Here is a 12943-nt window from a genome sequence, read left to right as displayed (position 1 = left end):
AAGTCGTTCCCTCAGGAAGGAAATGCGAGTGATTTCACCGTCACCGGCACAACCGATCCGCCAAAAAGAGGCGTACCAATGTCGATATAGTCCCCCGCCCGGACAACCACCTCATCGATGACTGCCAGCGGGTGTTGCTGTAACTGTGGGCGTAACAGCATGCCCAGGGCCTTACCAAAATCCTGCTCGGCTACCACCAGCAGGGGATGCGGATTCGGATAGCGCGCGACAAAGGCCAGCAGCGCATCAATCACCGTTAACAGCGCGGCGTAGCGCACCGGCAGCGAACCGGGCAGCGCCAGCACGTAGGCGTCCGTTTGCGGGTCCAGATCGAGCTGCATTAGCGCCTGTTGCCAGGCGGCCACCAAATCAGCCTCATCAACCGGAATCGCCACCGGCAGATTGCGCAGCGGAAGCGCCACACCTTCCAGCCAGATGGTGCTGCCCGAAAGCGACAGCGTATGCGCACCGGCGCCAATCACCGTGGCGCGCACGGTTTGCGCCGGGAACTGCACGTTCATCTCACGCAGGCGCGGATGTTCATGCAGCGCAGTCGCTAACAGCGGGCCAATGTCGGAAAAACAGAACGGATCGGCTGGTTGGTTGCGGTAGCACTCGCCCACCCCGCCGGACAACATAATCACTTCCGGTTTCACGCCCGCCGGTAACAGGCCGGTTTGCATCAGCGCCTGCGCCAGCGGTGATAACGTGCCGTCAATCACCTCCACAATCAGCGCCGCCATCCGTCGTGCTACCTGAACAAGCTGCGCCGCATTGAGGGTTCGGACGTCGGTGCCCGGACCAAATACGTCATCAACAATCATCTGCCCCGGCTGATGCGCATGTACTACTCGCCCCTGGCCGTCCGTTTCCAGCAGTCGCCCGCCGACGTTGAGGCAAGCCGAACCGCTGACCTTTCCAGCATCAAACAGAACGTAGTTCGACGTACCGCCACCGATGTCGATATTCAGTACGCGGCACAACTTCTGCTCGGACAGGGTTTGTGCCCCCGCACCGTGACCGGCAATCACCGATTCCAGATGCGGTCCGGCGCTGGCCACCACAAAATCCCCCAGCGACTGAGAGAGCGCCATCACCGCCGGACGCGCATTACGGGTTTTGGCACTTTCTCCGGTGATGATGATCGCGCCGGAATCGACAGTCTCAGGTGCAATACCCGCCGCCTGATACTGGGCGAGGATCAGCGCCTTAAGTTCGGCCTCTTTCAACCCGCCCTGCTTATCAACGGGGGTAAAGAACACCGGGCTTTGCCAGCTAATTTCGCGTTTGATGAATTCGTAGCGCGGCACCTGCGACACTGCCGCACGGTTGACTAACTCAAGGCGCGAGAAAATCACCTGAGTGGTAGTGGTGCCGATATCGATACCGACGCTCAGTAGCTGGCGAGTATTCACGATTGCGCCTCCGGGTTGGTTTCTACTTCTGCTGGCACATCTTCATCTTTCGGTACCAACAGCATAGCCACACCAATCGCCGTCACGCCGCCAATCAACTTGCCGACAATCATCGGGAAGATCATCGCGTTCATGTTGGCAGCGGCGAAGCCTAAGTGGTCACCCAGTGCAAAGGCCGCGGAGACCGCGAAGGCGCAGTTGATCACTTTGCCGCGGGTATCCATATTCTTCATCATGCCGAACATTGGGATGTTGTTCGCCAGCGTCGCAACCATACCGGCAGCCGCAATATTATTGATTTTTAACAGGTTACCGACGCTCATCAGCGGTTTTTCAAACCAGCGGGTCAGCAGCAGTACCATTGGGTACGCACCGAGCAGTACGCAGGAAATAGAACCGATAACTTCGATGGCGCGCATCACTTCACCCGGCTTGTCGCCCGGAGCCATGAAGATAGGATCAAGACCTGGGATCAGCTCCCAGCCGAGCAGGAATTTGACCACCGCTGCTGCCAGGCCGATGGTGATCAGCGCCACCAGGAATTTCGCGAAGATCTGGAAGCCGTTGATCATTTTTTCCGGGATGAATTTCAGTCCCAGCGCCACCAGCACAGCCACGATCAGCACCGGGATCATATTCATCAGGATCAGCGCGAAGGTGAACTCCACCGGCTGTCCGTTGATTTCGACGCCGGAGTACATCGCAATCAAACCGCCCGCAATACAACCAATCGGAATGGTGACAATACCCGCCAGCACGCCCAGCGCCAGATAACGACGGTCAGACGGTTCAATAATCCCCAGCGCAACCGGAATGGAGAAGACCAGCGTCGGCCCCATCATCGCCCCGAGGATCAGGCCAGAGTACAGCCACGCCGCAACGTCGCCGCCCGCCAGTTCTTTCGCCAGGAAGAAGCCGCCCATATCGCACGCCAGCAGCGTTCCGGCAAACATCGACGGGTTCGCGCCCAGCATTTCATACAGCGGAATAATCACTGGCCCGAGCACATGCGCCAGAACCGGTGCCAGCGCGGTCATACCAACCATCGCCAGACCCAGCGCGCCCATCGCCATAAAACCTTCTTCAAACTGGCCGCCCGATCCCTCAATACTCTTACCGAACTTACCGAGGAAGCGTGCCGAACCGCCGAACTGCGACAGGATCCTGTCCACGGCGGCAATCAGCATAAAGAACATCATGATGTACATGATGATTTCGTTAATTCCCATAGCCCCTACTCCCTGTCATTTGTGATTTGTAGGCCGGATAAGACGTTTACGTCGCCTCCGGCATTAACGCCGTGTTATTGCCGGATGGCGGTGCGAGCACCTTATCCGGCCTACAGGCATTACCCGGCAGCCGCGTACAGGTCGATGATCTGTGCCTGCGTGGCGGTGCGTGGGTTACTGCGAATACAAATATCCTCCAGCGCGGCGTGAGCCCATGCGCTGTACTGCTCGGGCTTTGCCCCAACGTCAGAGAGTCGTTTGGTCTGGCCCACTTCGCTAATCAACTCGCTGACCGCGTTGATAGCATCACGATCGTCCGATTTCTTGTTGGTTAACGCGCGTCCGATATGGCTAAAGCGCTCACGACACACCATGCGGTTGAACCCCATTACCGTGGGAAGCAGCATGGCGTTAGCCTGTCCGTGTGGAATGTGCAACGTCGCTCCCGGCTGGTGCGCCATCGCATGGCACAGGCCAAGCCCAGCGCTGGAAAACGCCATCCCGGCCATACAGGAAGCCAGCAGCATGCTTTCGCGCGCCGCCAGATCCTGACCGTAGCCGACGGCCTTCGGCAGCGATTTACCGATCATCGCTATCGCACCAATCGCCAGGCTGTCGGTAAACGGCGTCGCGTTCAGTGCGCTATACGCTTCAACGGCGTGCGTCAGTGCATCAATCCCGGTCATCGCCGTTACGTGTGCAGGCACGCCTTCCGTCAATGCGGCGTCAAGGATCGCCACATCCGGCATCAGGGTTGCGTGGGCCAGCACTTTTTTGAGTCCGGTCGCGGCGTCGATAATCACCGTGACGTTCGTGGTTTCTGAGCCCGTTCCGGCGGTAGTCGGTACGGCAATCAGCGGCAGACGCGGGCGTAACACGCTGCGCTCGTCCATGTCAGCCAGCGTCTGAGTAGGATTGGTCACCAGCAACGCCACTGCCTTGGCGGCATCCAGCACGGAACCGCCGCCGAAAGCCACGACACCGTCGCACTTCGATTCACGCAGTTGCGCGACTGCCGCGCAGACGTCCGTAATGCACGGTTCGCCCACCGGGCACGGCCACAGCGTCATCGCCACACCTTTCATCGCCAGGCTGCGCTCCAGTGCCGCGGTCATCCCAGCCTGATGCAGAAAGCTGTCTACCATGACGAACATGTGCGTCAGTCCGCGCGTTTGTGCTTCCTGACCGCAGGTACTGAGCGCTCCCAATCCGCAAAGGGTGACCGGTGGAACGCTAAACGTTTTAACGCGTTGCAGATTCAGGGTATCGAATGCCTGAAAGAGCGCGGTCTGCAATTCAGCTTGCATAGATTCCTTCCGCTTTTTCTTTTCCGCTGTTTGCAATCGCCAGCGGAGTCATAAACAGGCTGTGCTGGGGTAAATGCACCTGCAGTTCCGGGAAACGCTTACGGAACAGTTCATCAACGCCTGGCTGCATACAGGAGCCACCCGCCAGCCACAAATCAGCGACACCCTGTCCGGCAATATGGTGCGCCACGATTTCCGCCATCTTTTCGTAGACAGGCTTCACCACCGGCCAGATTTCTTTGCCATTGCTGCGCTTGTACTGCTCGGCTTCCTCCAACTGGATACGACGGTTCCCGGCCAGCGTCAGAGATATATGGTGCCCGCCGGTCGCTTCATCAGCGGAGTAAGTCACTTTGCCCTGTTTAACAATCGCAATCCCGGTAGTGCCACCACCAATATCCACCACGCCGGCGTTATCAAGCTGCAACAGATCCGCCACCGCGGTTGGTTCGTCGAGGACATGGCTCACTTCAAGCCCGGCAGACTCCAGCACGTTAATAGAGATGCGTGGGTCAGTTCCCGGTGGAAACGAGGTTGCCGCATGGGTAAAACGGCAACCCAGTTGTTGTTCGAGCGTATCGAGATGGCGACGAACGATGGTCACCGCACCAAAGAAATCCCAGACGATGCCATCGCGCACGACATCGGCCCAGTCCAGGCAAACCGCGACCGGCTGTCCGTCACTGTCCACAACCATCGACACCACATCACACGTTCCCAAATCAATGCCCAACCACAGCGGTGAATCGCTCTTTACAGGCGTCTGGTTACATAGCGTTGCCGCTTTTAGCAGTCTGGGTGTCAACCAACGTTGTTCGTCGTGCGCCATCTCATTTACTCCTTATACAATTCTGAAGGCGTCTACCAACACACAGCGACGCAGACGCACAAACGTACGCGCACTGGTCACCCCTTCCCCGGTTGGTGTGGTAATAGTCATCGTGGTCCAGCCTTCACCGCCCAGTCCAAGACCGGCAATACACGGTCCGTTCTTAACGAAGATGCTGGTATCAATGGCGTTTGCCATACGGTTCATATTTTCGATATTGCGTGAGTGCATCGCCGCCGTATGGTGGCAGCCGCCTTCCAGCTTGACCGCCAGTTCAATGGCTTCATCGACGTTAGCAACTCGCACGACCGGCAGCACCGGCATCATCAGTTCGGTAACGGCAAACGGATGCGTCGCGGAGGTTTCGACGAATAACAGACGGGTTTGCTCCGGTACGTTCAGACCAATCGCCGCAGCGATTTTTCCGGCATCGCGCCCGACCCAGTCACGACTGACTGTGCCTTTACCGCGCTCATCGATATTTTTCAGCAGCACCGGCTGCAGCTGTTCAGCCTGAGCCGCGGTCAGTTTCACCGCATGCTGGCTTTCCATCAGACGCATCAGTTCATCAGCGACGCTATCGACCACGATCAGCACTTTTTCGTCGGCGCAGATGATGTTGTTATCAAACGATGCACCTTTGACTATCGACTGCGCCGCGCGTGCCAGGTCAGCCGTTTCATCAACCACCACTGGTGGATTACCCGCACCAGCGGCAATCAGACGTTTGTTGGTGTGCTTACGCGCGGCGTCTACTACGGCTTCACCACCGGTCACCACCAGCAGGCCGATACCTGGGTACTTGAACAGACGCTGCGCAGTCTCGATATCCGGGTTGGCAACCGTCACCAACAGGTTTGCCGGACCGCCTGCAGCAACCACCGCCTGGTTAAGCAGAGTGATAGCGCGCTGAGAGACTTTTTTCGCCGCCGGATGCGGTGCGAAGACCACGCTGTTACCAGCGGCAATCAGGCTGATAGCGTTGTTAATGACGGTCGCGGCCGGGTTGGTGGATGGGGTTACCGAGGCCACCACGCCCCACGGTGCGTTTTCAATCAGCGTCAGACCGTTATCGCCGGTCAGAACCTGTGGAGACAGGCATTCCACACCCGGCGTGCCGCGCGCCTGCGCCACGTTTTTGGCAAATTTATCTTCGACGCGTCCCATGCCGGTTTCAGTGACGGCAAGTTCCGCTAATTCTCTGGCGTGCTTTTCGCCCGCCTCACGTAGAGCCGTGATAGCCAGTTGGCGCATGGCGACGCTTTTCAACCCCTGCTGGGCCAGTTTTGCTGCCGCCACTGCGTCATCCAGGGAGGCAAAAACGCCCATTTCTTGAACGGCACTGACGGGTTGGCTGCTGTCTTTCATTTTCAGCAGTACCGCTTTCACGACCTGTTCAATATCCTGTTGATTCATGATTTTCTGCCTTATTTATGGAAGATCACCTGACCACCTGCCACCACTTCATCGACAATGCCAATCACGCACAGATCGACAGGCGATGATTCATTCCGGTGCGCCTGACGGGCGGAGCTTCCGCTGACCAGCAGCACCCACTCTCCGGTTCCCGCCCCGATGCTGTCGATAGCAACAGCACATTGCCCGTCGGGATTTCCCTGGGCGTCAATCATTTCCACCATCAGCAACTTGTCGTGCGCGAGCCCCTGATGGCGTACGGTACAAACAATTTGTCCTGTAACGATTGCCAGTTTCATACGCGCCTCCGTGGCATATTTCAGGTAAAACCTCCCCCTACCCTCCGCAGAAGGTAATGTGAAAAGGAGAGAGGGTGACGCCAGCAATGAAGTCTGTGGCGTCACATGGACGACTTACATGTCGTTGCTGTCGCCTTTAAAGCTGATCGGGAACACTTCTTCCAGATCGCCGTGCGGACGTGGGATCACGTGTACTGAAACCAGCTCACCAATACGCTGTGCAGCCGCAGCACCTGCGTCCGTTGCAGCTTTACATGCCGCTACGTCGCCACGGACCATGGCAGTGACCAGACCGCCACCGATCTGCTTCACGCCAACCAGTTTCACCCGTGCCGCTTTAACCATTGCGTCAGAAGCCTCAATCAGTGCAACCAGGCCCCGGGTTTCAATCATTCCTAATGCTTCCATTGTGTTTTCCTCTCATTAAGGGGTCCAGAACGGGACCTAAACAACCAGTGTTTGTGAGGCGTTTTCACGACTCACGTCAGTCTGGCGCGGCACTGCTGCCACCAACGCCAGTTCGATAATTTCCTGTACGCTACAGCCACGAGAGAGATCATGAAGCGGTGCGGCAAGCCCTTGAATCAACGGACCTACTGCGCGATACCCTCCCAGACGCTGAGCGATTTTGTAGCCAATATTGCCTGCCTCGAGCGATGGGAAGACCATCACATTGGCATTGCCCTTTAACGGACTGGCGGGCGCTTTTTGCGCTGCGACATCCGGAACAAAGGCGGCATCAAATTGCAGTTCTCCGTCCACGGTAAGCTGCGGGGCACGCTCACGAACGATCTCGGTCGCCTGCTGCACGTTAGCGACGTTAGGATGGCGAGCACTGCCATTACTTGAAAACGACAGCATAGCGACGCGCGGCTCTTCACCTGTGATCGCCTGCCATGTCTGCGCGCTGGCAATCGCAATATCCGCAAGCTGTGCGGCGGTGGGCTGCGGCACGACGCTGCAATCGGCAAAACCTAATGACGGACCAAGGTACTGCGGCAGCATCAGGAAAATTGACGACAGCGTTTTACAACCAGGCTGTAGCCCGATAATGCGTAATCCGGCACGCAGCACGTTCGCTGTTGATGAGAGATTGCCCGCAATACAGACGTCAGCTTTACCCGCGCTGACCATTGCAGCGGCGAACATCAGCGGATCGTTGAGTTTTTCCAGCGCATCCGCAGGCGTTTTATCTCCCGCGCGGGCCAGCCAGCGCAGCGCAAACTCTTCGCGCATTGGCTGATTGCTTTGCGGATCGATAACCTGAATGCCATCCATTGCCACCCGGTGACTGAGGGCAAACTGGCGCAGCGCAAACGGACTGGCAACGAGAATGGGATGTGCCAGACCGTGCTGATGCAGGTAATTCGCCGCCTTCAGCACCCGGACATCCAGAGCATCCGGGAACACCACCCGTGCCGGTGAGCGTTGGGCGAGTTGACGAGCACGTTCAATGATCATTGCTTCTCCCCCAGTCGCTGTTGAATTTGGTTAACCGTCAGCGGATGCTTCGCAACGCTCAGAATCATCATCACGTAGACCGTACTGGAAAGGCGGTTGAGCGCCTGCATAATGTCCGGTCGCATAACCTCAAAACTGCGAGTGATGAACACCTGGGCCGCCACCGTCTCCGTTTCACGGACTTTGGTACGCAGCAGATTAAGCAGCGCGCAATCACGTCCGTGGCTGGCTTCAGGCACCAGGTGGTCGTGGTCCAGATAGCGCAGCGGTTGATGAGAAAGACGGTGTAAATCTTCGTCACTTAACCCCACGACAGCTTGTGCTGCCAGCGGCTCATCCATGGCGTCAGCGCGCATAATATTGCCCAGGCGCGAGCGGATATCCGCCAGCCACGGCTGCCACGGTTCTGCCATCTCAATCTGCAACCACACAGCCAGGGCGATGGTGCTGTCCAGCGCGGCGCGAAATCCCAGCCGAGGGTCACTTTTGGCGACCATCTTGTCCGCCGTCAGATGCGTCAGGGTGTCCGGTTTCTTCGCCACCGGTTGATGGCACAGTTCGCAGCTGGCCTGTGGATGCGTATCGCTGCTGGTTAATCCATGCACCGGCTGCGGCTGCTGTTCTTCGTCATCAATAAACAGGCTGCCCTGCTCGTCGATAAACTTAATACGCAGATGTCGGCTTTCCAGTAATTCCCGGGCAGACGGCGTCAGGCGAGCGTCAGCGGGGAGATGAATTTCAGCCCCTTCGCTGAGCGTATGATTCGCTCTGAGCCATGCTTCGGTAATGAAATCCTTCATACATCCGCCTTAGCAGGACTGCCAGTTCGCAGGCCAGGCCACATACAGAAACTTCACCGTCGATGGCGTACCAAATTCGATGCTGGAACCTTTCGGGATAAACATGACGTCCCCGGCTTTTGCAATCATGGTTTCGCCTTCGTGGCGAACGTGCAGCTCGCCTTCCAGAATCATGTCGATTTCGTCGTAGTTCAGCGTCCATGGGAAAAAGGCGTTATCCCACTGCATAAACCCGGCGGCCATGCTGCTACCGTCCTGGTCGGTCACCAGATCGGTTAAGCCCACGCAGTGCGGCTGCGCGCCGTCAAAACGACCAAACTTCACGCTGCTACCGTCGATGACTTTGACGCCGCCTTTGCCGGTTACCGAGTTAAAGCTCGGCTGCATTCCGCCCTGCTCCAGCGACTGCTTCTCCTTCATAACTTTGTCCATCAGCTGGGCGACCAGGCTTTCGGTAAACTGCCCTTCCGGTAACTGCGCAATGATGGTTTCGCGAATGCGCTGGCTTTCCGTTTTGCCATCATCAACCGCCGCCGGTACAGCAGCAGTTGGCGCGGATTCATCGCATTCACTGATGGTAACGCCCAGCAGCTCCGCAACTTCGCGCGCCTCCGGGGTGATGATGCTGGCGCGCAGAACAACCGACATTTCCTGTTCGCCGCGTGCGTGGGCCGCACGAATATCGTTAGCTGTGATGAGTTTTTTCACCTGCCCTTTCCTCCTTTTGGCTGAGCTCAGTCAGATAATCCACCAGGTGCTGCACGCTGCGCGGGTCATGGCTATTGAGCTCAAAAATCGGCTCCTGAAACCCCATCCCGCGAAGTAGTTGTCGCGTTGCGGCGACGTCGGCATCCGGCATGTCCGTTTTACTGATAACGGCGATTTGTCGTTTACTGGCGCCGATATCCAACAGCCCGGCAGGTAAGCGACTTTCTTTGTCATTTGCCGCGTGTATATAAATCAACGTATCGACATCCTGCAGCGTGGTAATTAAGGCGTGATACCAGCGCGGATGGCTAAAATATTCCCCTGGCGTATCGATATCGCCATTTTCATTAAACTCCACGGCCTGTGTTTTTCTGGCGAGGGAATAATTCCCCTGTAGCGCATTAAAGAGCGTTGTTTTCCCCGCCCCCACCGTACCGACAAATGCAATACGTTTCATCGCCGCCTCTGATTAACTTTTTGTCAGGTTGCACAAAGTGAAATTTAATAATCGACCCAGACCACTTACCGTCTGTAATAACGCTTCTTCTACTGCGCCTACCGAACCGTAGATCACCAGTGCGCCGCTGAATCTATCGAGAAAACCGATATGTACATCCGCCGCCTTCATGGCTAAGTCACCGGCAATCATCGCGGTTTCGCCTGGCGTCAGCGTCATGATGCCGATAGCGCCCGCTTCGGGTACGCCGATCTTTTTCGCTAATTCCTCGCCGGGGTGCGCAATGAGATGCGCCAGCGTGACCTGTTTCCCCGGCACAAATTCCTGAATAATGCGTTCTTTTTCCATTGCTCACCGCCTCCGCTAAAACTGCCCTCATCGTGGCAATTTTTTGTCAGAGTAAATAACAAAATTCGGCAACCAGGTTTAAAAGGTGAAGTAGATCACTAAGAAAGGGAAAATAAAAAGGCGCGGGAGAAACCCGCGCCGGAAATAAATTAAAGTGAAATTACAGCGGCTGCGTTTGGGCTTCTACAACCGCCAGCGCCACCATATTAACGATACGACGAACAGAGGCGATCGGCGTTAATACGTGAACCGGTTTCGCAACCCCCATCAGCACCGGGCCAACCGTTACGCCTTCAGAACTGGAAACGCGTAGTAAGTTGTAACTAATACGGGCAGCTTCCATATTCGGCATCACCAGAATATTCGCTGAGCCTTTCAACGGACTGTCCGGCATGCGGTCATTACGGATGCTTTCCACCAGCGCGGCGTCGCCGTGCATTTCGCCGTCAATCATCAACTCTGGCGCGCGCGCCTTAATCAGCTCCAGCGCGTCGCGCATTTTGCTGGCCGACGGACAGTTAGAGGAACCAAAGTTGGAGTGCGACAGCAACGCCACCTTCGGTTCGATACCAAAGCGACGCACGGTCTCTGCCGCCATCACGGCGATTTCCGCCAGTTGCTCAGGCGTAGGATCGTCGTTGACGTAGGTATCGGCGATAAAGGTGTTACCGCTTGGCAGCAGCAAGGCGTTCATCGCCCCGGCAGTATGCACGCCGTCGCGATGACCAAATACCTCTTTCACCACGCTGAAGTGCTCATGGTAGTCGCCAATCGTACCGCAGATCATCGCATCCGCTTCGCCGCGCTGTACCATGATTGCGCCGATCACCGTAGTGTTGGCGATCACCGCACGCTGCGCCTGCTCCTGGGTAATCCCACGACGCTTCATAATCTGGTAGTACTCGCTCCAGTACTCTTTAAAGCGCGGATCGGACTCATTGTTGACGATTTCAAAATCGACGCCCGCTTTGATCTGCAGACCCAGTTTCTGGATGCGCATCTCGATCACGCTCGGACGACCGATCAGGATCGGTTTTGCCAGCCCTAACGTGATCAGCTCCTGGGTAGCGTGCAGTACGCGCGCTTCTTCCCCTTCGGTCAGCACCACGCGCTTCGGCGCTTTGCGTGCCAGGGAGAAAATCGGCTTCATGAACAGGTTGGTTTTGTAGACGAATTCAGTCAGCTTATCGATGTAAGCGTCAAAGTCGGCAATCGGACGCGTTGCCACGCCGGAGTCCATCGCCGCTTTCGCCACCGCGGGGGCGATTTTGACGATCAGACGCGGGTCGAACGGTTTCGGAATGATGTATTCAGGGCCGAAGCTCAGGTCCTGATCGCCATAAGCAGAGGCCACCACTTCACTCTGCTCAGCATGCGCCAGCTCAGCAATCGCGTGCACCGCCGCCAGTTTCATCTCTTCGTTGATGGCCGTCGCACCAACGTCCAGCGCACCGCGGAAGATGAACGGGAAGCACAGGACGTTGTTAACCTGGTTCGGGTAGTCTGAACGACCGGTACAGATGATGGCGTCGGAACGCACCTCTTTTGCCAGCGGCGGCAGGATTTCCGGCTCCGGGTTGGCGAGTGCCAGAATCATTGGCGCACGCGCCATCTTCTTAACCATTTCCTGCGTCAGCACTTTCGGGCCCGAGCAGCCGAGGAAAATATCTGCGCCGTCAATGACATCATCCAGCGTACGCTTACCGTCATCCACCACCGCGTAAGCCGCTTTGGTTTCCGCCATGTTCGGTTCGCGGTCTTTGTAAATCACACCTTTGGAGTCACAGACCACAATATTGTGTTTCTGCATACCCAGCGCTACCAGCAGGTTCATACAGGCAATCGCCGCCGCACCTGCACCAGACACCACCATGCGCACGTCAGAGATATTTTTCTCAACCACCCGCAGACCGTTCAGAATAGCGGCAGTACTGATGATTGCCGTACCGTGCTGATCATCGTGGAAGACCGGAATATTCATGCGCTCGCGCAGTTTTTGCTCAATGTAGAAGCACTCTGGCGCTTTAATATCTTCGAGGTTGATACCGCCAAACGTGGGCTCCAGGGCCGCAACCACATTGATAAACTTATCCGGATCGAGTTCATCGACTTCAATGTCGAACACGTCGATCCCGGCGAATTTCTTAAACAGAACGCCTTTACCTTCCATCACCGGTTTGCCGGCCAACGCGCCAATGTTGCCGAGACCCAGCACCGCTGTGCCGTTGGAAATAACCGCAACCAGGTTGCCGCGCGCGGTGTATTTGTAGGCTGCCAGCGGGTCCTTTTCAATTTCAAGACACGGTGCAGCCACGCCCGGCGAGTAGGCCAGCGCCAGGTCGCGCTGCGTTGCCAGAGGCTTGGTCGGAGAAACCTGGATTTTACCGGGTACCGGAAATTCGTGGAAATCGAGGGCGCTTTGTTTTAACTGGTCATCCATCTTGTTGTTCCTTTCACGTATCTATCAAAAAAGTGGCGCGGGTAACCATTCTACTGAGCCGCACATTATCACCTCAGTCAACGGTACAAACTTTGAAGGTCCCCAAACTCTCACCATTCAAAGAAAGAATTTGTTATCAATTTATAACAACCATGTTACCTGCTTAATCCAGCAATACCATGTCTGTCTGCTATGCTTTTTGCTGACAACGCCCGCAATTTTCCCAAAAGTGTG

At 56.5% G+C, this 12943-nt stretch carries 13 protein-coding genes; all 13 read right to left on the bottom strand.

Annotated features, from left to right (window positions below):
• Positions 1–11 precede the first annotated feature (11 nt).
• Positions 12–1415 carry an ethanolamine ammonia-lyase reactivating factor EutA gene (gene eutA / locus OGY68_RS21090; RefSeq protein WP_286617491.1) on the bottom strand — a complete coding sequence of 468 codons (1404 nt, stop codon included), beginning with the start codon at positions 1413–1415 and terminating at the stop codon, positions 12–14.
• Positions 1412–2644, bottom strand: a complete 1233-nt coding sequence (gene eutH, locus OGY68_RS21085) for an ethanolamine utilization protein EutH (protein WP_003835043.1) — start codon at positions 2642–2644, stop codon at positions 1412–1414. Before eutH ends, eutA begins: the two co-directional genes overlap by 4 nt.
• A gap of 119 nt (positions 2645–2763) precedes the next feature.
• On the bottom strand, positions 2764–3951 hold the full coding sequence (gene eutG, locus OGY68_RS21080) for an ethanolamine utilization ethanol dehydrogenase EutG (protein ID WP_008785420.1): 1188 nt from the start codon (positions 3949–3951) through the stop codon (positions 2764–2766).
• Positions 3941–4780, bottom strand: coding sequence for an ethanolamine utilization protein EutJ (gene eutJ / locus OGY68_RS21075; protein ID WP_008785421.1), 840 nt, complete (start codon positions 4778–4780; stop codon positions 3941–3943). The genes eutG and eutJ overlap by 11 nt, the downstream gene beginning before the upstream one ends.
• 12 nt (positions 4781–4792) lie before the next feature.
• The gene (locus OGY68_RS21070) at positions 4793–6196 is read right to left on the bottom strand and encodes an aldehyde dehydrogenase family protein (RefSeq protein WP_003835050.1); all 1404 of its coding nucleotides are present in this window, start codon (positions 6194–6196) and stop codon (positions 4793–4795) included.
• A gap of 11 nt (positions 6197–6207) precedes the next feature.
• Positions 6208–6495: an ethanolamine utilization microcompartment protein EutN gene (gene eutN, locus OGY68_RS21065; RefSeq protein ID WP_003038011.1), complete on the bottom strand. Its 288-nt coding sequence runs from the start codon at positions 6493–6495 to the stop codon at positions 6208–6210.
• Positions 6496–6609: 114 nt separating this feature from the next.
• The gene (gene eutM, locus OGY68_RS21060) at positions 6610–6903 is read right to left on the bottom strand and encodes an ethanolamine utilization microcompartment protein EutM (protein ID WP_003835054.1); all 294 of its coding nucleotides are present in this window, start codon (positions 6901–6903) and stop codon (positions 6610–6612) included.
• 36 nt (positions 6904–6939) lie between these two features.
• Positions 6940–7956: a phosphate acetyltransferase gene (pta, locus tag OGY68_RS21055; RefSeq protein WP_032944169.1), complete on the bottom strand. Its 1017-nt coding sequence runs from the start codon at positions 7954–7956 to the stop codon at positions 6940–6942.
• Positions 7953–8756: an ethanolamine utilization cob(I)yrinic acid a,c-diamide adenosyltransferase EutT gene (gene eutT, locus OGY68_RS21050; RefSeq protein ID WP_003835057.1), complete on the bottom strand. Its 804-nt coding sequence runs from the start codon at positions 8754–8756 to the stop codon at positions 7953–7955. Before eutT ends, pta begins: the two co-directional genes overlap by 4 nt.
• Before the next feature lie 9 nt (positions 8757–8765).
• Positions 8766–9464: an ethanolamine utilization acetate kinase EutQ gene (gene eutQ, locus OGY68_RS21045; RefSeq protein ID WP_032944171.1), complete on the bottom strand. Its 699-nt coding sequence runs from the start codon at positions 9462–9464 to the stop codon at positions 8766–8768.
• Positions 9442–9921: an ethanolamine utilization acetate kinase EutP gene (gene eutP, locus OGY68_RS21040; RefSeq protein ID WP_003037998.1), complete on the bottom strand. Its 480-nt coding sequence runs from the start codon at positions 9919–9921 to the stop codon at positions 9442–9444. The genes eutQ and eutP overlap by 23 nt, the downstream gene beginning before the upstream one ends.
• 12 nt (positions 9922–9933) lie before the next feature.
• Entirely contained in the window at positions 9934–10269 is a 336-nt protein-coding gene (gene eutS, locus OGY68_RS21035) for an ethanolamine utilization microcompartment protein EutS (RefSeq protein WP_003037995.1), read from the bottom strand.
• 160 nt (positions 10270–10429) lie between these two features.
• Complete coding sequence (maeB, locus tag OGY68_RS21030) at positions 10430–12709, bottom strand: NADP-dependent oxaloacetate-decarboxylating malate dehydrogenase (RefSeq protein WP_003835063.1); 2280 nt, start codon at positions 12707–12709, stop codon at positions 10430–10432.
• Between the last annotated feature and the right edge of the window lie 234 nt (positions 12710–12943).

Source organism: Citrobacter sp. Cpo065 (genome assembly GCF_030332805.1).
In the GTDB taxonomy this organism is placed as follows: Bacteria; Pseudomonadota; Gammaproteobacteria; order Enterobacterales; family Enterobacteriaceae; genus Citrobacter; species Citrobacter portucalensis.
The sequence above is the reverse complement of the archived record's forward strand: the minus strand, read 5'-3'. Positions and strand labels throughout refer to the sequence as shown.